The sequence below is a fragment of the Tardiphaga alba genome (assembly GCF_018279705.1).
In the GTDB taxonomy this organism is placed as follows: domain Bacteria; phylum Pseudomonadota; class Alphaproteobacteria; order Rhizobiales; family Xanthobacteraceae; genus Tardiphaga; species Tardiphaga alba.
In genome coordinates this window covers 252,217-271,546 of record NZ_CP036498.1, presented here as the reverse complement: position 1 = coordinate 271,546, position 19,330 = coordinate 252,217, and the positions used below count along the sequence as shown (strand labels likewise).

The following is a 19,330-nucleotide window of genomic DNA, read 5'->3' as shown; positions in this document are numbered from 1 at the left end:
GCCAACCAAAAACCCGCCGGTGAGGGCGGGTTTCCGTAACGGTGCAGCCGTTTTGACGTGTGGTCGATTACTCGACGCGCAGATTGTCGGCCGAGGACTTGCCCGAACGACGATCAGCGACGATTTCGTAGCTGACCTTCTGATTTTCGTTCAGCGAGCCGAGGCCAGCGCGTTCAACTGCGCTGATGTGAACGAACACATCCGGTCCACCGCCATCTGGCGCGATGAAGCCGTAACCCTTGGTGCTGTTGAACCACTTGACGGTACCGATAGCCATTTTACTTCCTTCATAAAGTTGCGTCAGCGTTATCACGCATATGGGAATATGCAAACGCAAAACGCCCTTGACGCCTTACCAAAAGGTCGGAGCATCGAAAAAAGGCATGCGGCGGAAGGCCCGCTGTCGCGCCAGATCGCCCGAACGTCGACCAGCCACCCACGAATGATCGCGGGCTACGGAAAACCAAGAATTGTCAAGGAGTTGTCGAACAGCCAGTGTCTTAGAAAGACAGTGGTGCCCAGGAAAGGACTCGAACCTTCACGGCCGTTAAGCCACTGGCACCTGAAGCCAGCGCGTCTACCAATTCCGCCACCTGGGCACATGCTGTGAGGCATGTGGCGCGGTGTGTAGGGGCTGTTACGCACTTGTCAAACAGCTTTGTGCGTTTTCATTTCACTGTACAGGCGGTACCGCTTGTCGTATCGCGAAACGGTCTAAACTGCCGCCTTTCCCGCCTGCATTTTCCTAAGGATCTGACCCATGGCTGCCCCCCTCGACACCCTCGTCACGGTTTTCGGCGGATCCGGCTTCGTGGGACGGCATGTGGTCCGCGCGCTGGCCAAGCGCGATTACCGGATTCGCGTTGCGGTGCGTCGGCCCGAGCTCGCCGGCTACCTGCAGCCGCTCGGCCGCGTCGGCCAGATCCACACCGTGCAGGCCAATATCCGTAACCCCGCCTCCATCAAGGCCGCCATGCGCGATGCCTCGATCGTGGTGAACCTGGTCGGCATCCTTGCCGAAGGCGGCAAACAGAGCTTCGACGCCGTGCAGGCGGAAGGCGCCGGCGCCATCGCGCAGGCCGCTGCCGAGATCGGCGCTCGCCTGGTGCATGTCTCGGCCATCGGCGCCGATGCGAATTCCGAATCAGCCTATGGCCGCGCCAAGGCCGCCGGTGAAGCCAATGTGCTCGCCGCCGTGCCGACGGCCTCGATCCTGCGTCCGTCGCTGGTGTTCGGCCCGGAGGACAGCCTCACCAACCGCTTCGCCTCGCTGGCCCGCATGGCGCCGGTGATGCCGGTGTTCGGCGCCGAGACCAGGATGCAGCCGGTGTTCGTCGGCGATGTCGCGCAGGCCGTGGCCGATGCGGCCGAGGGCAAGACCAAGCCCGGCGCTGTCTATGAGCTGGGCGGCCCGGAAGTGCTGACCATGCAGGAGATCGTCGAGATCGTGCTCAAGACCATCGAACGCGAGCGCATGATCCTGCCGGTGCCCATGGGCATCGCCAAGCTGAAATCCTATTTCCTGCAATTCGCCCCGGGCGACTTCAAGCTGACGCCCGATCAGGTGGCCATGCTGAAGGTCGACAATGTCGTCTCCGACGCCGCCAAGGCGGCCGGCCTGACGCTGGAAGGCCTCGGCATCGCGCCGGATTCGCTGGAAACCGTGGCGCCGCAATATCTCTGGCGTTTTCGCGCGACAGGCCAGTTTGCCCATAACGGCGCGAACTAAAGACATTGAAGCCGTAGCCCGGGTGGAGCGCAGCGCAACCCGGGGACCGGCGTTTCAATGATATCTGCTGTACCCGGATTTCGCTGCGCTCCATCCGGGCTACGGCAGTGGGGGCCTCACGCCAGATCGAGCTTCGAAGCCACCGTGGCGTCAGCATTGAGCTTGTAGATGATCGGCGCGCCGGTGCCGAGCTCGCGGGCCAGAATGCCCTCCGGCGACAGCTTTTCCAGCACCATGATCAGCGCGCGCAGCGAATTGCCATGCGCGGCCACCAGCGTGCGTTCACCGCGGAGAACGCCGGGCAGGATCTCCTGCACATAGTAAGGCAGCGTGCGGGCCAGCGTATCCTTGAGGCTCTCACCACCGGGCGGCGGCACGTCGTAGGACCGGCGCCAGATATGCACCTGTTCTTCGCCCCACTTTTCGCGGGCATCGTCCTTGTTGAGGCCGGAGAGATCGCCGTAATCGCGTTCGTTGAGCGCGAGGTTCTTGGTCACCGGAATGCCGGTCTGGCCCATCTCTTCCAGCGCAAGGCGCAGCGTGTGCTGGGCGCGGGTCAGATCCGATGTGAAGGCACGGTCGAAGGTCAGGCCCTGCGCCTTCAGCTTGCGGCCGGCTTCCTTGGCTTCGCTGACGCCCTTCTCGGTCAGGTCCGGATCCTTCCAGCCGGTGAACAGGTTCTTCAGATTCCAGTCGCTCTGGCCGTGGCGGACGAGCACGAGAAGACGGTCAGTCATCGCAGTTTCCTATTCCAGTCTGTTCTTATTTCTCACCGAGGCCGAGAACGTCGGCCATCGAATAGTGCCCGGGCGGCTTGCCATGCGCCCACATGGCCGCCTTCAGCGCACCATGGGCGAAGATCATGCGATCCTCGGCCTTGTGAATGAGTTCGATACGCTCATGCGGGCCGGCGAAGATCACCGTATGCTCACCGGCGACGGTGCCGCCGCGCAGCGAGGCGAAGCCGATATCGCCCGTCTTGCGCGCGCCGGTGATGCCATCACGGCCACGAGCCGAATGTGTGTCGAGCGAGACCCCACGGCCATCGGCAGCGGCCTGGCCGAGCATGAAGGCGGTGCCCGATGGCGCATCGATCTTCGCCTTGTGGTGCATCTCCAGCACTTCGATGTCGAACCCGTCATCGAGCGACTGCGCGACGCGCTTCACCAGTGCGGCCAGCAGATTGACGCCGAGGCTCATATTGCCCGACTGCACCACGATCGCCTGCTTGGTGACGCTCTTGATGACGGCGTCATCGGACGCCGACAGGCCGGTGGTGCCGATCACATGCACGATGCCGCGCTGGGCCGCGATGGCGACATTGGCGATGGTCGCAGCAGGCACGGTGAAATCGAGGATGCCGTCGGCTTCCTTCGACAGGGTCCACAGATCGGCCGAGAGTTTGATGCCGTTTTCCGGCAGGCCAGCTAGCACGCCGGCATCCTGGCCGAGCAGTTCCGAGGTCGGCGCCTCAAGCGCGCCAGCGAGCACGGCGCCCGGCGTGTCATGGATGGTGCGGATCAGCGCGCGGCCCATACGGCCGCCGGCGCCGGCAACGATCAATCTCATATCGGACATCTGGCGTTCCTTCGTATCTCAGGCGGTATAGCGGCGTGATGCGATTATAACAACACGACAGCAACATCGCGCCCCGCCACGTCATTGCGAGGAGCCGAAGGGGACGAAGCAATCCAGGGCCACAAGCAAGGAAGAGTTGGATTGCTTCGCTGCGCTCGCAATGACGGATGATGTTACCCCGGCTGGGGACCGTCATAGCCTTCGATGATCACGAGATCACTCTCGCCATGGGGCTTCCGCATCTCCACGAGGCGCTGGTATTCCGGCGAATTGTAGCAGGCGAGCGCGGTCGCATAATCCTTGAATTCGAGCACGACATTGCGCGTACGCGAGGTGCCTTCCTTGGCTTCGAACTGGCCACCGCGAACCAGAAACTTGGCGCCGTATTTTGCGAAGACGGGGCCGTTCTCGGCGACATACTGCTTGTAGCCGTCCATGTTGTGAACATCGACGCGCGCGACCCAGTAAGCTTTCGGCATTTTGGTTTTCTCCCTTGATCGAAATAACGTTCGCGACGTTAGCTACCTAACACATCGTCATACCCGGCGAATGCCGGGTATCCACGTCTTAGCCCAGACAAAGGCGTGGATGGCCGGGACAAGCCCGGCCATGACGGAGAAGCTCGGTTAGGTCGCGGCCGCAATCTCCGCCACAATCGCCTCTGCCGCCGCCTTCGGATCATCGGCAGCAAGGATCGGACGACCGACGACGAGATAATCCGAGCCTGCCGCAATCGCCTTGGCCGGCGTCATCACGCGCTTCTGGTCGCCGATATCGGCACCCGCAGGGCGCACGCCGGGCGTCACCAGGACCATTTCCGGCTTGATCAGCTTGCGCAGATTGCCGGCTTCTTCCGGCGAGCAGACGAGACCGTCGATACCGAGCGCCTGCGCTTGTTGCGCGCGCGTGGTGACGAGATCGCTGACGCCGAGCTGATAGCCGGCGGCCTTGAGATCTTCGTTGTCGTAGGAGGTCAGCACGGTGACCGCGAGAATGCGCAGATCGGAACCTTTGCTCGCATTGGCTGCAGCCTGCATGGTCTGCGGATAGGCGTGGACCGTGAGGAAGGTCGCCCCGAGCTTGGCGACACTCTCCACGCCCTTGGCCACCGTGTTGCCGATGTCGTGCATCTTCAGATCGGCAAACACTTTCTTGCCGGCATCGGCGAGCTTGCGCACCAGCGGCAGGCCGCCGGCATAACCGAGCTGATAGCCGATCTTGTAGAACGTCACGCTGTCACCGAGCCGTTCGATCATGGCTCCAGCGGAAGCGACATCTGGCACGTCGAGCGCGACGATCAGGCGATCACGGGGATCGAGAATGGCGGTCATGTCAGGCTCACTTCATCTGCTGGGCGACATCGATCAGTTGTCGCACCATGGATTGCATCGCCGCGATATCGGCGGGGTGTTTGAGACGATCCATCTCGTCATAGGCATCATCGGCATGTGACAGCGCAAGCTGGCTCGGGATCACCAGCGCACGGCAGGCGGACAATACAAGCCGCAGCGCTTCGAGACAGCGCGTGCCACCGAGACGGCCATTGGATGCGGCGGCGATGGCGAAGGCACGGCCGCGAAATACGTGTCCCCTGCCCTCCTGCCCGTCCGTCACGCGCGAGACCCAGTCGATGGTGTTCTTCACCAGCGGCGGCAGCGAGGAATTGTATTCGGGCGTGACAATCAGCACGCCGTCCTGAGCCGCCATCATGCGCTTCAGATTGAGCGCATGTTTCGGCACACCGGATGAGGCTTCGAGATCGCCGTCATAGATCGGCAGCGGAAAGTCGCCCAGCGATATCCGAGTGACCTCAGCATCTGCGCGCACGAGTTCATCGACAGCGGCAGCGGCCAGCTTTGCGTTCAACGAGCCAGTGCGCAGCGAGCCGGGAATGACGAGGATTTTTGGTGCTGCCATGTGTCCGATCGCGTTGATGGCGGAGCCGCCGCGCGATCGCGAACGGCCTCAGCCCTTGCGATACACCCAGACGCGGGCGGGCGGAAGGTTCATCCAGATCCGCTCGGACGCCTCGGTGGACACACCGGGCAGCGATTTCGGGATCGGCGGCGCCACCGAATAGGTGAACTGGACGAAGGGCGCATTCGGCGCGAGCGCTGCGAAAGCATCGCGGATCAGCTTCAGGCGGGTCAGCATCGGCTTGGTGACGAGCGGCAGGCCGGAGACCACGGCGGAGGCCGGCTCTTTCAGCACGTCCCAGAGCGTATCGCGGAGTGTGTAGGCATCGCCCTGCACGACGGTCGCCTGCGGATAGCGTTCACGCAGCAAGGCGCAGAAGGTAGGATTGAACTCGACGAGCACCAGACGCTTCTGATCGATGCCATGCGCCACGAGCGCAGTGGTGATCGCGCCGGTGCCGGGGCCAAGTTCGATGACCGGACCGGTCCCCTTCGGATCGACATATTGCGCCATCGTGCGCGCCAGCGCTTTGCCTGACGGCATCACGGCGCCCATATGCAGCGGCTTGTCGATCCATGAACGGATGAAGCGGACTTCGTCATCGAGACGAAGCGGCTTTTTCAACGGACGCGCGGACGATTGCAGAGGCATTGTGCTTCCAAGCAGACCGCGGAACGTGCGGGACGTCAGAATTTCGTCATAAAGAGGTATCGTCAACCGTGGAAACGGTCAAGCATTCTAACATCAGGGCGCGCTTCGTGTTCCGAAGAAGTCCTTGACCTTGGTGAAGAATCCCGCGGCCTCTGGTTGCGTTGCACCAGAGGAAAGCTTCTCGAATTCGCTGAGAAGCTCCTGCTGTTTCTTTGTCAGGTTCTGCGGCGTCTCCACCACAACCTGCACATACATGTCGCCGGACTGACGCGAACGCAGGACAGGCATGCCCTTGCCACCGACGCGGAAACGGCGGCCGGACTGCGTGCCCGACGGCACCTTCACCTTGTTGCGGCCGCCTTCGATGGTCGGCACTTCGAATTCGCCACCGAGCGCTGCCGTGACCATGGAGATCGGCACGCGGCAGTGAAGATCGGCACCATCGCGCTGGAAGAAGTCGTGCGAGGCGAGCGAGAGGAAGATGTAGAGATCGCCAGCGGGACCGCCACGCGTACCAGCCTCGCCTTCATTGGCGAGACGGATGCGGGTGCCGTCCTCGACGCCAGCGGGAATGTTCACGGAGAGCGAGCGCTCGCGCTCGACACGACCGGCGCCGGAGCAACTCGGGCACGGATCTTCGATCATCTGGCCGCGGCCATGGCAGCTCGGGCAGGTGCGCTCCAGCGTGAAGAAGCCCTGGGCCTGGCGGACGCGGCCCTGGCCGGCGCAGGTCGAACAGGTCTTCGGCTTGGTGCCGGCCTTGGCGCCGGTGCCGGAGCAGGCCTCGCAAGTGACGGCGACCGGGATTTCGATCTGCGCCGTCTTGCCGGAGAAAGCCTCCTCCAGCGTGATTTCCATATTGTAGCGTAGGTCCGCGCCACGCTCGCGACCGCCGCTGCGGCCACCGCCGCGCTGGCCGGCCATGCCGAACAGGTCTTCGAAAATATCGGAGAAGGATGAGGCGAAGCCCGATCCGAAGCCCGGACCACCGCCGCCGCCATGGCCCTGCTCGAACGCCGCATGGCCGAAACGATCATAGGCGGCGCGCTTGTCGCCGTCCTTCAGGACGTCATAGGCCTCGGCGATTTCCTTGAACTTCACTTCGGCGGCGGCATCGCCCGGGTTCTTGTCCGGATGCCACTTCATCGCAAGCTTGCGGAACGAGGTCTTGAGCGTCGCATCATTGGCGGTGCGCTCGACTTCCAGCGTCTCGTAGTAACATTGCTTGGTGGACATTCGTCAGATCCGCCCGAAACCGCTCCGCTATGAAGGAGCATCGCAGAAGAACGCTTCAGTGAAGACGCAGCTTCTCAACTAACAAAATTGGCCTAACAAAAAACAACCCCCACCCGTCGAAACGCGCGCTGCGCTGCTCAGGATGAGGGTCATTGTCTTGCTCGCCTATCAGGCCGACTTCTTCGGCTTGTCGTCATCGACTTCGGTGAACTCGGCGTCCACGATGTCGTCCTTGGCCGCATCGCGCTTGGCGTCGGCTTCGGCCTGCTGGGTGTACATCGCCTCGCCGAGCTTCATGGAAGCCTGGGCCAGCGTATTGGTCTTGGTCTTGATCGCCTCGGCGTCGTCGCCCTTCAGCGCTTCCTTGAGATCGCTGATGGCGTCTTCGATGGCGCGGCGCTCGTCTTCGCCGACCTTGTCACCATGTTCGGTGAGGGCCTTCTCGGTCGAGTGGACCAGCGCATCGCCGTGGTTCTTGGCGTCCACTGCCTCGCGACGCTTCTTGTCGTCGGCGGCATTGGCTTCGGCGTCCTTGACCATCTTCTCGATGTCGGCTTCCGACAGACCACCAGATGCCTGAATGCGGATCTGCTGTTCCTTGTTGGTCGCCTTGTCCTTCGCCGACACGTTGACGATGCCGTTGGCGTCGATGTCGAAGGTCACCTCGACCTGCGGCATGCCGCGCGGAGCCGGCGGAATGCCCATCAGGTCGAACTGGCCGAGCGGCTTGTTGTCCGCAGCCATTTCGCGCTCGCCCTGGAAAACCCGGATGGTGACCGCGTTCTGATTGTCTTCGGCGGTCGAGAACACCTGGCTCTTCTTGGTCGGGATCGTGGTGTTGCGATCGATGATGCGGGTGAACACGCCACCCAGCGTCTCGATGCCCAGCGACAGCGGGGTGACGTCGAGCAGCAGCACGTCCTTGACGTCGCCCTGCAACACGCCAGCCTGAATGGCAGCGCCGATGGCCACGACTTCGTCCGGATTGACGCCCTTGTGGGGCTCCTTGCCGAAGAACTGCTTCACGACTTCCTGGATCTTCGGCATGCGGATCATGCCGCCGACCAGAACGACTTCGCCGATTTCACCGGCGGTGAGGCCGGCATCCTTCAGCGCCTTGCGGCAGGGCTCGATGGTCTTCTGCACGAGATCATCGACCAGCGCTTCAAACTTGGCGCGGGTCAGCTTCAGGGTCAGATGCTTCGGACCGGAAGCGTCTGCCGTGATGAAGGGCAGGTTGATTTCGGTCTGGGTCGTGGACGACAGCTCGATCTTGGCCTTTTCAGCGGCTTCCTTCAGGCGCTGCAGGGCCAGCTTGTCGTTGCGCAGGTCGATGCCCTGCTCTTTCTTGAACTCGTCGGCGAGATAGCCGACCAGACGCATGTCGAAGTCTTCACCGCCCAAGAACGTGTCGCCATTGGTGGACTTCACTTCGAACACGCCGTCGCCGATCTCGAGGATCGAGACGTCGAAGGTACCGCCGCCGAGGTCGTACACGGCAATGGTGCCGGACTTCGACTTATCGAGGCCATAGGCCAATGCTGCCGCGGTCGGTTCGTTGATGATGCGCAGCACTTCAAGGCCGGCGATCTTGCCGGCATCCTTGGTGGCCTGGCGCTGGGCGTCGTTGAAATATGCGGGAACGGTGATGACCGCCTGATCGACCGACTGGCCGAGATGGGCCTCCGCAGTTTCCTTCATCTTCTGCAAAGTGAAGGCGGAGATCTGCGACGGCGAATAGGTCTTGCCATCGACTTCGACCCAGGCGTCGCCATTGCCACCCTTGGCAATCTTGTACGGGACGAGCTTCTTGTCCTTCTCGACGGTCGGATCGTCGTAGCGGCGGCCGATCAGGCGCTTCACTGCGAAAATCGTACGCTCGGGATTGGTCACGGCCTGGCGCTTGGCGGGCTGACCGACGAGGCGCTCGCCATCATCGGTGAAAGCGACGATCGATGGCGTCGTCCGCATACCTTCTGCGTTCTCGATCACCTTCGGCGTCTTGCCATCCATGACGGCAACGCACGAATTCGTCGTTCCGAGGTCGATACCGATGACCTTTCCCATGCTCTCACTTCCTTCTTGCTGCGGCAGGTTGGCCGGGCCCAACGGGCGCCCCGCTCAAACCCCCAAATCAATCACATGCTCGCGATATTGCGACGCTGAGCGTCATATAGGAGGGGCTAGGTGGCCGCAAGGCATCCGGGAGGGGCTTCAGCGCGGAAATCATAGGGTATTCAGGAAATTAATTAAGTCTGAATGCGCGCTGAAAGAGGGAGCTGCGCGGCGGATCGGCGCGGGACCGCCCGGGAACGGATTTGTGCCTTGATCTGTTGCTGGAACAGGGCAACCGTATGCCCCTTTCGGTGATCCGCCGCCGAAACGCTTGCACTGCCGAGCAGCCTTGCCGCCAACCAAGTACTTGCCACCAACTAAGTACTTGCCACCAACCAAGTAAGAGCCTGATGAGACACCTCGCGCCCCTGTTCGCCCTGACCGTGTTCCTGGCCGCCTCGACCCCGGTCCATGCGGCCGATCCCGTCTATCCCGCGGGGGTCCGGATCGGGATCACCCCATCGGTGGGGCTGGAGCCGTCCAAGACCTTTACCGGCTTCCAGACGTCGGACCAGGGCGTGAAAATGCTGATGACGGAGCTGCCGGCCTCCGCCTTCACCGAGGTCGAAACGGCGTTCAAGACCAACCCGGCCAGCATGGCGCTGAAGCCCGAGACGATCGAGACCGGCGCCGGCCAGGCCTTCTACACCGTCGAGCCGACCAAGGACGCCGCCGGCACCCCGGTCCGGCGCTACTCGATGATCGTCAATGGCGGCACGTTTTCGGGCTATGTCGCCGTGCAGGTCCCGGAAAACGCGCAGAAAATCTATACGGACGACGCCGTCCGCCAGATGTTCGCCAGCGTCACCGTGCGCAAGGACGTGCCGCTCGCCGAGCAACTGGGCCTGATGCCGTTCAAGATCGTTGAACTCAGCAACTTCAAGACTATTCGCACCCTGGCGCCGGGCGCAGCCATCATGCTGGCCGACTCCGCCGACGAGAATGCCATCGAAAAGAGCCCGTTCATGATCCTCGGCAGCGTCGGCTCGGCCCCCGAAAAGGCCGACGATCGCGGTCGCTTCGCCCAGCAGGCCGCGGGCATGATTCCCGGCCTCCGCGAGGCGCGTATCACGCTGTCCGAGCCGCAGCGGATCGACGGCATGCCGGGCTACGAGACCCGGATCGACGCCATCAGCGGCAAGGACGGCACGCCGGTCAGCGTCGTGCAGTGGCTGCGCTTCGGCTCCGGCAAGACCGCCATGCGCATCATCGCCAGCGCCCCGCGCGATGACTGGTCGAAAGCCTTCCCGCGATTCCGCGCCGTTCGCGACGGTATCGAGCCGCGGTGACGCAACCGACGCTTTACGTTCATCCCCCGGCCTGATTTGCTGATGCCATTCCGGCGGGAGATGTTGCGATGGTCGATCGACGTCAGCTTCTTGTGGGACTTGGTGCGATGGCAGCGACCGGCATGATGCCGAAGGCACTCGAAGCCGCCGGAAAGATCACGGCAGACCGTAATTCGGTTCTGCTCGTCGTGGACGTGCAGAATTGCTTCCTGCCCGGCGGCAGCCTCGCGGTGAAGGACGGCGACAAGGTCGTGCCCGTCATCAACGCCCTCGCGAAGAAATTCATGCATGTCGTGCTGACCCAGGACTGGCACACGCCGGGCCATGTCTCCTTCGCGTCCAGCCACAGTGGCAAGAAACCATTCGAGACCACAGAGGTCACCTATGGCAAGCAGGTGCTGTGGCCGGATCACTGCGTGCAGGGCACCGAAGGCGCTGCGCTGTCGAAGGATCTTGCCATTCCGCATGCGCAGCTCGTCTTGCGCAAAGGTTATGACAAGGCGGTCGATAGCTATTCGGCGTTCACCGAGGCCGACGGCAAAACCACGACAGGTCTCGCCGGCTATCTGAAAGCACGGAAACTACAGCGCCTTTTCGTGGCGGGGTTGGCCACCGATTTCTGCGTGGCCTGGTCGGCACTGGATGCGCGCAAGGCAGGCTTCGAGACCTATGTGATCGAGGATGCCTGCCGCGGCATCGACACGCAGGGCTCGCTCGCCAAAGCCTGGAGCAACATGCAAAAGGCCGGCGTGAAGCGCATCAAATCCGGCGACCTAGCCGCCTGACGTCCGCCGCGTGAAGATGCCGACCTGATTGACGGTATCGACCAGCTGGAAATCGGTCAGCAGGCCGGCGACATCCGGATGCGCCTTCAACCAATCGCTTCCGCTGCCGGTGAGATCGTCCACAATCAGGATCGTCGGCGGCATCCGGCGGATGTCCTCGATCAATCTTTGGCGCTCACGCTCCGCATAGGCTTCGAACGCCGCCGCACGCACGTCATCCAACAGGCCCGTACGGCGCATCACCGTGAGATAGGTGTTGATCCAGAGACCCTGCTGGCGTGACACCCATGTGCCGCCAACCGCGCGGGTGAGCGGATGGCCGATTCCCGGCTCTGCGGTGATGGCAAGAATTGCGGGACGCTTCTGGCCGAGTTGCGCGACACGCTCCTGCAGCGGCCGGGCATCGAAGGCGACGTCGAACCACAGCATCGACCGCACGAACAATGCGAGCAACAACAGGCCGCCACAGCGCCGCCAGATCCGCGATGCGCCCGTTTCTTGAGCCAGCGCGAAGCCGAGAGCGAACAAAGCCAGTGCGATGGCCGGATAGGATTGATAAGGCCAGCCCTTCCCTTGCAGCACGAACGCCGCGGCGAAGCTGGCCGATGTGGCCATGAGCAGGATCAAGGGCGGTGAAAGCCGTTGCTTTCGATGCAAAGCGACGATCGCCAGCAGCGCGATGGCCCACAGCGAGACCGCCGGCTTTTCAAGCAGCGCCATCACCGGCGGCTTGACCGGAACATAGACGTCGCGCAGCAGCGGCAGGATGTCGGTGAAGAATTGCGGCCAAACGATCGCAGTGACAACCACATAGAGAAAGCCGCAAACCGCAACCGTCAGATGCTCGGAAAGCAGCAGCACGCGCCATGACCGCCCCATCACGACGGCGGTGACTGCAAGCGGCACATAGACGGCCAAGGCGAAATGCGGCTTGAACGACAAGGTCACCGCAGCGCCAATGCCCGCCGCTATCGCCAGCCACCGCGGCGGCATGCCACCCGTGATGCGGTCGATCAGCGCTGCCAGAAAAGGCAACAGGGCGATCAACGCGATATGTTCGCGCTGGCCGAATGCCTGCGTCGGCAGGATGGCGAGTGCGGCGAAGGCGAGCAGCACCAGTGGCCAGCCGCGCACGCCCGCAAAACCCGGGTTTCGCCGTAGCAGAAGTGCGCAACAGGCGAGCGATGCGAAAATGCCGATGAACACCAGCGCATCGACCACGACTTCCGCCGTGAAGCCCGACATGCGGGAAAGAACAACGGCCGGCATATAGGCCAGCACCGACATCGGCGGATTGGTTTCGAGGACATCGACATAGAGCCGGCCGCCACCGAGCACACGCTCGCCGGCGGTGAGCAACCAGCTCACATCGGTGCTGGCGGCCAACACATGACGAAGCATGATCGCGATGGCGAACAGGCTCGCCCATGCGAGCCAGCCGACAACAGCGTGCCGCGCGCCCGACATCGCAGGTGCGGCAGGCGTGCCGGTGTCGAGATTGATGGTCATTGCGATCGTCCGCTGATGGCGGCGATCCTAGAGTGCAGGCTTTAATAAGTTGTTTACCGTCAGGGCGCTCAGGCGCCGAGCGCCAGCGCGATCAGGCCGAGCGTGCCGACGATCACGCGCCACCAGGCAAACAGCGCGAAACCGTGACGGGTCACATAATTCAGCAGGCTTTTCACGACGATGATGGCCGTGATGAAGGAGACGGCAAAACCGATGGCAATGATCACGGCGCCGTCCGACGTGATGTCGTTGCGGCTCTTGAACAGATCATAGGTGAAGGCGCCGACCATGGTCGGGATCGCGAGGAAGAACGAGAATTCCGCAGCGGCGCGCTTATCGGCCCCCATCAGCATGGCGCCGACGATCGTGGCGCCGGAGCGCGACACGCCGGGAATCATGGCGACGCACTGGCAGCAGCCGATCTTGAAGTAAGTGAGCAACGGAAACTCGGTCGCATCGGGATGCACCGGCCGCAGATCGAGCTGATCGACCCAGAGCAAAATCGCGCCGCCGACGATCAATGTGAAACACACGACCCACGGATTGAACAGGTAGCCTTTGATGAAGCCGCCAAAGGCTGCGCCAAGCACGGCAGCAGGCAGGAAAGCCACGAGCACGCCGATCACGAAACGGCGAGCGGCAACATCGCCCTTGAACATATCAAGCGCGATTCGCCACAGCTTGCCGAAATAGATGGAGAGAATGGCGAGAATGGCGCCGAGCTGTATCAGGATCGCAAAGCTTTTCCAGAAACCGACTTCATCGAGACCGAGAATACGTTCGACGAGAAGGACATGGCCAGTAGAGGACACTGGCAGGAATTCGGTAGCGCCTTCGACGACACCGAGAATTACCGCCCTCAACGTATCAGACATCATCGGCTTGTCGTCCTCACTGGCGGCCTCAAAAAGCCGGGTTCTTCTCGCCTATTCGCTGCATTGCTGCAATCGCAAAAAGCCTGCAATCGCGCCTTGCCTCTCATGCACGCTTCGCTAGTTTGGCGCGCCTCACGACGCATTTATACCATCACGCCCGAGACGCTTTGTTAACGCCGTTTCCTTAACCAAGGCGCTTCAAGATCAAGGCCCGCATGTACACGCTCTATCATCACGCCTTCTGTCCGCATTCGCGCTTCGTGCGTCTTGTTCTTGGCGAATATGGCCTGGACTTGACGCTGGTGGATGAGCGTCCATGGGATCGGCGTGAAGATTTCTTGAAGCTCAATCCTGCGGGAACCACGCCGGTACTTGTCGCCGAGGACACGCCGCCGATTCCCGGCGCCAGCATCATCGCCGAATATATCGACGAAGTGCATGGTCACGACGTGAAGGACCGGCGGCTGCTGCCGACCTCCATGGCCGAGCGCATCGAAGTGCGCCGCCTGATGGCCTGGTTCAACGAGAAATTCTTCGAGGAGGCCTCTGGCCCTCTCGTCACCGAACGTATCTATAAGCGCTTCATGAGCGAGGATATCGGCGGCGGTGCCCCCTCGATGGACGTGATTCGCGCAGCCAACGCCAATGTGCGCTATCATCTGGCCTATATCGGCTGGCTGGCGCGGACGAGAAACTTCCTGGCCGGCGATCGGCTGAGCTATGCGGATCTGGTCGCGGCAGCGCATCTGTCGGCGATCGACTATCTGGGCGATGTGCCATGGAGCGAGGACGACGCAGCGAAGGCCTGGTACGCACGGATCAAGTCGCGTCCGTCGTTCCGACCGCTGCTGAGCGAGTGGCTGGCGGGCGTGCCGGCCTCGCGGACCTATGTGGATCTCGATTTCTGAGCGCTGACGGCGCAACGCCTCTCCCTGCCGATTTGAAGGACCGGCTCGCGCACGAAGCACGGATGCTCGGCTTCGATTCCATCGGCATTACCGACCCTTCCGCCATCGACGGCGCCCGCGTGAATCTGGAAGCCTTCCTGGAGGCCGGCGCACATGGTGAGATGGAATGGCTGGCCGACAACCCCGGTCGGCGCGCCGATCCGAAAGTGATGTGGCAGGACGTCCGCTCGGTGATCATGCTCGGCATGAATTACGGGCCGGACGAGAATCCGATGGCGATCCTTGCCGAACGATCAAGCGCTGCCATCTCGGTCTATGCCCGCGGCGACGATTATCACGACCTGATCAAGAAGCGCCTCAAGCAGCTCGCCCGCTGGCTGATTGCCGAAGCCGGCGGTGAAGTGAAAGTGTTCGTCGATACGGCAGCGGTGATGGAAAAACCGCTGGCGTCAGCAGCGGGATTGGGCTGGCAGGGCAAGCACACCAATATGGTGTCGCGCGAGTTCGGCTCGTGGCTGTTTCTCGGCGCCATCTTCACGACGCTGGAGCTGCCACGCGACGAGCCGATCACCGATCGATGCGGCTCCTGCCGATCATGCCTCGACAGCTGCCCGACCTCGGCATTCATCGCGCCCTATCGTCTGGATGCACGCCGCTGCATTTCCTATCTCACCATCGAGCACAAAGGGCCGATCCCGCACGAATTCCGCAAACCAATGGGCAACCGCATCTATGGCTGCGACGATTGCCTGGCGGCGTGCCCGTGGAACAAGTTTGCGCAGGAAGGCCGTGAGACAAAACTCGCGGCCCGTGATGAATTGCGGGCGCCAACGCTGGCCGAACTGTCGAAACTGGATGACCCCGCATTTCGCGCGCTATTCACCAAATCGCCAGTGAAGCGCATCGGCCGCAATCGCTTCGTGCGCAATGTGCTGATCGCGATCGGCAATTCGGGGGATGCGGCGCTGATCGACGATGCGAAGCAGCTGCTGGATGACGAGAGCCCGCTGGTGCGTGGAGCAGCAGTTTGGGCGCTGTCACAACTGCAGTCAGTAGAGAGATTCGCCGAGCTCCGTGCCGCCGCGATCGATATAGAAAGCGACGACACCGTTCGCGCTGAGTGGCACGGCCTGTAGGGTGGGCAAAGCGAAGCGTGCCCACCATTTCCCGCAAGGCACTTGATGGTGGGCACGGCGCAAGAGCGCCTTTGCCCACCCTACAGGTGCCGCCGCATCTCTTCCCGCGCTTTAAGCGCAGCGCCCTGCTTGCCGACAATCTTCGCGATCCGCTCCGGCGCGAAATTCAGATCGACAAAGGCCGGCGCCGTGTTTGCGACTTCCTGATAGCTCACGATGAGCCCGTCCCGCAGCGTCATGATGGCGACGCCCTCGAACATTGCCCGCTTGCCATTCGCTTCCGGCAATTTGGAGCGATAGCTGAACGTGTAGCGCGCATAGAGCGTGCTGCCGTTGCTGACGGGATCATGCATGTCCCAGCGGAAATCTTCGGCGGTCTCGTAGAAATGATGGTCGATCATGTCCGCAATTTTCGCGCGACCTGCGAAGGCGCCGTAGAACACGTCGTGATAGACGCCGTCTTCGGTAAAAAGATTGGCGAAAGCCTTGCCGTCGCGTGTTTCGACGGATGTGCAGAACGTCCGCAGCATCGCGGTCGCATCCATGGCGTGTCTCCCTAGTTTTTGTTGGGGTCTTGTAGCCCGGATGGAGCGCAGCGCAATCCGGGGACAGCAGAGCCAGAAACGCCGGTCCCCGGGTTACGCGGAGTTTATCATCGGGCGCGCTTCGCGCGACCCGTTGGCTCCACCCGGGCTACGGCCTCTACGACCGCCTCAGAACTCCGCCACCGTCGCCAGCAGCCGCCCGATATCCTGCGGGCGTGACAGGCGATGATCGCCGTCCTGGATCATGGTCAGCACAACATCCTCGGCTGGCAGCCGTTCGGCCAGCCGGAATGCGTGCTGCCACGGCACATCAGGATCCTGCCGGCCCTGCAGAATCCGCACGGGGCAACCGACATCGATAGAGCCGCCGAGCAGGAGATGGTTGCGGCCTTCCTCGATCAGTCGCCGGGTGATCGGATAGGGATCGCCGTATTCCGACGGCCGCAGCCACTGCCCGGTGGTCTCGATCTCCGCCCGGATATCCGGCGAAAACTGCTTCCACATCAGCTCTTCGGTAAAATCCGGCGCCGGCGCGATCAGCACCAAAGCGCGCAGCGAGGCACGGCCGGCCTTGCCGCGCCCGGCGATGGCCCGCGCCAATAGCAGGGCCATCCAGCCGCCCATGGACGAGCCGACCACGATCTGCGGACCCTGACAGGCGGCGTCGAAGGCGGCGAGGCCATCCTCGAGCCAGTCGCCGATGGTGCCGTCAGCGAAATCGCCGCCGGATTCGCCGTGGCCTGAATAATCGAACCGCACGCAGGCACGGCCGTGCTGCGCGGCCCATTCGTCCAGCGCGACGGCTTTTCCGCCCTGCATGTCGGATTTGAAACCGCTCATCCAGAAAACGCCGGGCGCGGCGCCTTCGCGTACGCGCATGGCGATCTGCCGGCTGGCTTCGCCGCTGCCGACGGTGATGAAACTGGGATCAGGCGCCATCGCCGTGCTCATGGACGATCTCCATCCTGCTGGAACTGCGGCCGTGTTTGCGGGAGCAGATGCGGGGCGTCAACTTTTCAGGGAACGTCGATGCCGGTGCGGCGTTTCCGAACGGAACTGGTGCTTGCGGAACAGGCCGCGGCGCTCTATGTGGGCTGCGTCCGGTTGGCGGACGATTGTCGGGTCCGGCGTGGCGTAAATGCCGCGTATTTAAGCGATCTGGCGCCGCGTTGCGTGAGTTTGCTTGCTCAAAACGCCGTATTCCGACAAAATGCCGCCTTCCATCACAACCTTGGAGAATATCCCATTCGCCGTCCGAACAGAGCCCCGCCCACTGCAGCCAAAGATGGGCCGCGCACCAACGATGAAATCCGTAATGCCCAGATCCAGCTGATCGATCAGGAGGGTACCAACCACGGTACCGTCGAGACGATGGTTGCGATCAAGATGGCAGCCGAAGCCGGCATGGATTTGGTCGAGATTTCGCCGAATGTGAGCCCGCCGGTCTGCAAGATCATGGACTACGGCAAGTTCAAGTATTCGGCGCAGAAGAAGGCTGCCGAAGCTCGCAAGAAGCAGAAGATCGTCGAAATCAAGGAGATCAAGCTCCGCCCGATGATCGACGACCACGACTACGGCGTGAAGATGAAGGCGATGCAGCGGTTCTTCGAGGAAGGCGACAAGGTCAAGATCACCTTGCGCTATCGTGGCCGCGAAATGGCCCACCAGGAGATCGGCACCAAGCTGCTCGACAAGGTGAAGGCGGATGTCGCCGAATTCGCCAAGGTGGAGCAGGACGCAAAGTTCGAAGGCCGCCAGGTGGTGATGGTTCTGGCTCCGCGCTAAACGCGATCAGATCTATTTGAGATTTCGGCCCGTCATTTTGGCGGGCCTTTTCTTTGTTGTAGCCCGGATGAAGCGAAGCGTAATCCGGGGACCGGCGAATTGCGGAATGTCTTGTTCCCGGATTGCGCTGCGCTCCATCCGGGCTACGGGACTCAGCCCAGAACGAAGGACAGCGCCCCGGCGAGCGCCGTCACGGCGGCGAGGCCGGCAGCCACGAACAGCCAGCCGGCTGCGGCTTGCGCGGCGGATTCTTGCTGGATGGCGACCGCGCGAGCGGCGGTACGTCGATTGCGGACCATTTTTGTTGTCCTTTCAATGATCGGATGCTTCGCAGCAGATAGGCATGCATAGCCGAGTCGGCCAGTCTTGAACCGCGTTTTCTCGCCATGGTTCCGCCAAAAGATTGCGACGCGTTAAACGTTGCCAAGCTGTCGCATCTCTGCCATAAGCCCAGCCTTCGTCGACCGGCTGATCAAGGGCTGCCGTGGCGACGTCCGTGACGATCTATTTCATTCCGGAAATAATCGAGCACAATCAACGCTCTAACGAGCATTTTCGGCTGACGCAGCGCCCTCGGGGCGTTTTTGGCGTGGCTAGAGGAGAGCAAAATGCCCAAGTTGAAGACCAAGTCGGGCGCTAAAAAGCGCTTCAAAGTCACCGGCACCGGCAAAGTTGTGTCGGCCCATGCCGGTAAGCGCCACGGTATGATCAAGCGGACGAAGAAGCAGATTCGTCAGCTCCGCGGCACCCGCGTGCTGTTCAAGACCGACGGCGACAATATCAAGCAGTACTTCCTGCCAAACGCCTGATCCCCTGCCACTGCGCCCTGAGCGCGGTGCATTCACCCCCTTTTGTTATTTCAGATGAAGGAGATCAGTCATGGCTCGCGTTAAACGCGGTGTGACGGCTCATGCCAAGCACAAGAAAGTCTACAAGGCCGCCAAGGGTTTCCGCGGTCGTCGCAAGAACACCATCCGCGCCGCAAAGGCCGCCGTCGACAAGGCCGGCCAATATGCGTTCCGCGATCGCAAGCGCAAGAAGCGTACGTTCCGCGCCCTCTGGATCCAGCGCCTCAACGCTGCCGTCCGTCCGCTCGGCATGACCTACAGCGTGTTTATCAACGGTCTTGCCAAGTCCGGCATCACTGTCGACCGCAAGGTTCTGTCTGATCTCGCGATCAACGAACCGGCGGCGTTCAACGCGATCGCTGAGAAGGCCAAGGCTGCTCTGGCTGCCTAAGCTTTCCGCTCCCGCGGATCTATCGACATTGTC

22 protein-coding genes and 1 tRNA gene are annotated in these 19,330 nt (G+C 62.2%); 8 read left to right on the top strand and 15 right to left on the bottom strand.

Annotated elements, in window-relative coordinates:
* Window positions 1-67: 67 nt before the first annotated feature.
* Together RPMA_RS01320 and RPMA_RS01315 are read right to left on the bottom strand one after the other, a co-directional pair.
* Window positions 68-277, bottom strand: coding sequence for a cold-shock protein (locus RPMA_RS01320; protein WP_211911144.1), 210 nt, complete (start codon window positions 275-277; stop codon window positions 68-70).
* A gap of 235 nt (window positions 278-512) precedes the next feature.
* Window positions 513-599 (bottom strand) — tRNA-Leu (locus RPMA_RS01315).
* Between the two features lie 161 nt (window positions 600-760).
* On the opposite strand from RPMA_RS01315, the gene RPMA_RS01310 reads away from it, so the two are divergent.
* Complete coding sequence (locus RPMA_RS01310) at window positions 761-1,729, top strand: complex I NDUFA9 subunit family protein (RefSeq protein WP_211911143.1); 969 nt, start codon at window positions 761-763, stop codon at window positions 1,727-1,729.
* Window positions 1,730-1,845: 116 nt separating this feature from the next.
* Here RPMA_RS01310 and RPMA_RS01305 read toward each other — a convergent pair whose 3' ends face one another.
* From RPMA_RS01305 to dnaK, 8 genes are all read right to left on the bottom strand, one after another.
* On the bottom strand, window positions 1,846-2,466 hold the full coding sequence (locus RPMA_RS01305) for a 2,3-bisphosphoglycerate-dependent phosphoglycerate mutase (RefSeq protein ID WP_211911142.1): 621 nt from the start codon (window positions 2,464-2,466) through the stop codon (window positions 1,846-1,848).
* A 25-nt stretch (window positions 2,467-2,491) separates the two neighbouring features.
* Window positions 2,492-3,307, bottom strand: coding sequence for a 4-hydroxy-tetrahydrodipicolinate reductase (dapB, locus tag RPMA_RS01300; RefSeq protein WP_211911141.1), 816 nt, complete (start codon window positions 3,305-3,307; stop codon window positions 2,492-2,494).
* 173 nt (window positions 3,308-3,480) lie between these two features.
* Window positions 3,481-3,786 (bottom strand): DUF1330 domain-containing protein, encoded by a 306-nt coding sequence (locus tag RPMA_RS01295; protein ID WP_211911140.1) that lies wholly within the window; start codon window positions 3,784-3,786, stop codon window positions 3,481-3,483.
* A 147-nt stretch (window positions 3,787-3,933) separates the two neighbouring features.
* Window positions 3,934-4,638 (bottom strand): orotidine-5'-phosphate decarboxylase, encoded by a 705-nt coding sequence (gene pyrF / locus RPMA_RS01290; RefSeq protein WP_211911139.1) that lies wholly within the window; start codon window positions 4,636-4,638, stop codon window positions 3,934-3,936.
* Between the two features lie 7 nt (window positions 4,639-4,645).
* Window positions 4,646-5,224 (bottom strand): NADPH-dependent FMN reductase, encoded by a 579-nt coding sequence (locus tag RPMA_RS01285; RefSeq protein WP_211911138.1) that lies wholly within the window; start codon window positions 5,222-5,224, stop codon window positions 4,646-4,648.
* Between the two features lie 48 nt (window positions 5,225-5,272).
* Window positions 5,273-5,875, bottom strand: a complete 603-nt coding sequence (locus tag RPMA_RS01280; RefSeq protein WP_211911137.1) for a class I SAM-dependent methyltransferase — start codon at window positions 5,873-5,875, stop codon at window positions 5,273-5,275.
* Window positions 5,876-5,968: 93 nt separating this feature from the next.
* Complete coding sequence (gene dnaJ, locus RPMA_RS01275) at window positions 5,969-7,111, bottom strand: molecular chaperone DnaJ (protein WP_211911136.1); 1,143 nt, start codon at window positions 7,109-7,111, stop codon at window positions 5,969-5,971.
* 168 nt (window positions 7,112-7,279) lie between these two features.
* Window positions 7,280-9,178, bottom strand: coding sequence for a molecular chaperone DnaK (gene dnaK, locus RPMA_RS01270; RefSeq protein ID WP_211911135.1), 1,899 nt, complete (start codon window positions 9,176-9,178; stop codon window positions 7,280-7,282).
* 398 nt (window positions 9,179-9,576) lie between these two features.
* On the opposite strand from dnaK, the gene RPMA_RS01265 reads away from it, so the two are divergent.
* Window positions 9,577-10,515 (top strand): hypothetical protein, encoded by a 939-nt coding sequence (locus RPMA_RS01265; protein ID WP_211911134.1) that lies wholly within the window; start codon window positions 9,577-9,579, stop codon window positions 10,513-10,515.
* Window positions 10,516-10,583: 68 nt separating this feature from the next.
* On the top strand, window positions 10,584-11,300 hold the full coding sequence (gene pncA, locus RPMA_RS01260; protein ID WP_211911133.1) for a bifunctional nicotinamidase/pyrazinamidase: 717 nt from the start codon (window positions 10,584-10,586) through the stop codon (window positions 11,298-11,300).
* Here the strand turns inward: pncA and RPMA_RS01255 are convergent.
* Window positions 11,289-12,809 (bottom strand): hypothetical protein, encoded by a 1,521-nt coding sequence (locus tag RPMA_RS01255; protein WP_211911132.1) that lies wholly within the window; start codon window positions 12,807-12,809, stop codon window positions 11,289-11,291. The genes pncA and RPMA_RS01255 overlap by 12 nt on opposite strands.
* Window positions 12,810-12,877: 68 nt before the next feature.
* Window positions 12,878-13,687, bottom strand: a complete 810-nt coding sequence (locus RPMA_RS01250; protein ID WP_211911131.1) for an undecaprenyl-diphosphate phosphatase — start codon at window positions 13,685-13,687, stop codon at window positions 12,878-12,880.
* A gap of 212 nt (window positions 13,688-13,899) precedes the next feature.
* Here RPMA_RS01250 and RPMA_RS01245 point away from each other — a divergent pair, with 212 nt between their 5' ends.
* Both RPMA_RS01245 and queG read left to right on the top strand, forming a co-directional pair.
* Window positions 13,900-14,592 (top strand): glutathione S-transferase family protein, encoded by a 693-nt coding sequence (locus tag RPMA_RS01245; RefSeq protein ID WP_211911130.1) that lies wholly within the window; start codon window positions 13,900-13,902, stop codon window positions 14,590-14,592.
* The gene (gene queG, locus RPMA_RS01240) at window positions 14,541-15,728 is read left to right on the top strand and encodes a tRNA epoxyqueuosine(34) reductase QueG (protein ID WP_211911129.1); all 1,188 of its coding nucleotides are present in this window, start codon (window positions 14,541-14,543) and stop codon (window positions 15,726-15,728) included. Before RPMA_RS01245 ends, queG begins: the two co-directional genes overlap by 52 nt.
* 80 nt (window positions 15,729-15,808) lie before the next feature.
* Here queG and RPMA_RS01235 read toward each other — a convergent pair whose 3' ends face one another.
* Both RPMA_RS01235 and RPMA_RS01230 read right to left on the bottom strand, forming a co-directional pair.
* Window positions 15,809-16,273: a nuclear transport factor 2 family protein gene (locus RPMA_RS01235; RefSeq protein ID WP_211911128.1), complete on the bottom strand. Its 465-nt coding sequence runs from the start codon at window positions 16,271-16,273 to the stop codon at window positions 15,809-15,811.
* A gap of 168 nt (window positions 16,274-16,441) precedes the next feature.
* A complete protein-coding gene (locus RPMA_RS01230) occupies window positions 16,442-17,224 on the bottom strand; it encodes an alpha/beta hydrolase (RefSeq protein ID WP_211911127.1) in 783 nt (260 codons plus the stop codon).
* Window positions 17,225-17,518: 294 nt separating this feature from the next.
* Here RPMA_RS01230 and infC point away from each other — a divergent pair, with 294 nt between their 5' ends.
* Window positions 17,519-18,058, top strand: coding sequence for a translation initiation factor IF-3 (gene infC / locus RPMA_RS01225; protein WP_211913375.1), 540 nt, complete (start codon window positions 17,519-17,521; stop codon window positions 18,056-18,058).
* Between the two features lie 152 nt (window positions 18,059-18,210).
* Here the strand turns inward: infC and RPMA_RS01220 are convergent, their stop codons facing one another.
* Window positions 18,211-18,357 carry a hypothetical protein gene (locus RPMA_RS01220; RefSeq protein WP_211911126.1) on the bottom strand — a complete coding sequence of 49 codons (147 nt, stop codon included), beginning with the start codon at window positions 18,355-18,357 and terminating at the stop codon, window positions 18,211-18,213.
* 309 nt (window positions 18,358-18,666) lie between these two features.
* Here RPMA_RS01220 and rpmI point away from each other — a divergent pair, with 309 nt between their 5' ends.
* Window positions 18,667-18,867, top strand: coding sequence for a 50S ribosomal protein L35 (rpmI, locus tag RPMA_RS01215; RefSeq protein ID WP_002717744.1), 201 nt, complete (start codon window positions 18,667-18,669; stop codon window positions 18,865-18,867).
* A gap of 70 nt (window positions 18,868-18,937) precedes the next feature.
* Window positions 18,938-19,297: a 50S ribosomal protein L20 gene (rplT, locus tag RPMA_RS01210; protein ID WP_211911125.1), complete on the top strand. Its 360-nt coding sequence runs from the start codon at window positions 18,938-18,940 to the stop codon at window positions 19,295-19,297.
* Window positions 19,298-19,330 lie beyond the last annotated feature (33 nt).

Excerpts from the sequence above, each read along its gene's own strand:
- RPMA_RS01310 (WP_211911143.1), top strand. The coding sequence starts at position 761 with ATGGCTGCCCCCCTCGACACCCTCGTCACGGTTTTCGGCGGATCCGGC.
- pyrF (WP_211911139.1), bottom strand. The coding sequence starts at position 4,638 with ATGACCGCCATTCTCGATCCCCGTGATCGCCTGATCGTCGCGCTCGAC.
- RPMA_RS01250 (WP_211911131.1), bottom strand. The coding sequence starts at position 13,687 with ATGATGTCTGATACGTTGAGGGCGGTAATTCTCGGTGTCGTCGAAGGC.
- RPMA_RS01285 (WP_211911138.1), bottom strand. The coding sequence starts at position 5,224 with ATGGCAGCACCAAAAATCCTCGTCATTCCCGGCTCGCTGCGCACTGGC.
- RPMA_RS01265 (WP_211911134.1), top strand. The coding sequence starts at position 9,577 with ATGAGACACCTCGCGCCCCTGTTCGCCCTGACCGTGTTCCTGGCCGCC.
- RPMA_RS01255 (WP_211911132.1), bottom strand. The coding sequence starts at position 12,809 with ATGACCATCAATCTCGACACCGGCACGCCTGCCGCACCTGCGATGTCG.
- RPMA_RS01245 (WP_211911130.1), top strand. The coding sequence starts at position 13,900 with ATGTACACGCTCTATCATCACGCCTTCTGTCCGCATTCGCGCTTCGTG.
- dnaK (WP_211911135.1), bottom strand. The coding sequence starts at position 9,178 with ATGGGAAAGGTCATCGGTATCGACCTCGGAACGACGAATTCGTGCGTT.
- rpmI (WP_002717744.1), top strand. The coding sequence starts at position 18,667 with ATGCCCAAGTTGAAGACCAAGTCGGGCGCTAAAAAGCGCTTCAAAGTC.
- RPMA_RS01280 (WP_211911137.1), bottom strand. The coding sequence starts at position 5,875 with ATGCCTCTGCAATCGTCCGCGCGTCCGTTGAAAAAGCCGCTTCGTCTC.
- RPMA_RS01220 (WP_211911126.1), bottom strand. The coding sequence starts at position 18,357 with ATGGTCCGCAATCGACGTACCGCCGCTCGCGCGGTCGCCATCCAGCAA.
- dapB (WP_211911141.1), bottom strand. The coding sequence starts at position 3,307 with ATGTCCGATATGAGATTGATCGTTGCCGGCGCCGGCGGCCGTATGGGC.
- RPMA_RS01230 (WP_211911127.1), bottom strand. The coding sequence starts at position 17,224 with ATGAGCACGGCGATGGCGCCTGATCCCAGTTTCATCACCGTCGGCAGC.
- RPMA_RS01235 (WP_211911128.1), bottom strand. The coding sequence starts at position 16,273 with ATGGATGCGACCGCGATGCTGCGGACGTTCTGCACATCCGTCGAAACA.
- pncA (WP_211911133.1), top strand. The coding sequence starts at position 10,584 with ATGGTCGATCGACGTCAGCTTCTTGTGGGACTTGGTGCGATGGCAGCG.
- dnaJ (WP_211911136.1), bottom strand. The coding sequence starts at position 7,111 with ATGTCCACCAAGCAATGTTACTACGAGACGCTGGAAGTCGAGCGCACC.
- rplT (WP_211911125.1), top strand. The coding sequence starts at position 18,938 with ATGGCTCGCGTTAAACGCGGTGTGACGGCTCATGCCAAGCACAAGAAA.
- RPMA_RS01305 (WP_211911142.1), bottom strand. The coding sequence starts at position 2,466 with ATGACTGACCGTCTTCTCGTGCTCGTCCGCCACGGCCAGAGCGACTGG.
- RPMA_RS01295 (WP_211911140.1), bottom strand. The coding sequence starts at position 3,786 with ATGCCGAAAGCTTACTGGGTCGCGCGCGTCGATGTTCACAACATGGAC.
- RPMA_RS01320 (WP_211911144.1), bottom strand. The coding sequence starts at position 277 with ATGGCTATCGGTACCGTCAAGTGGTTCAACAGCACCAAGGGTTACGGC.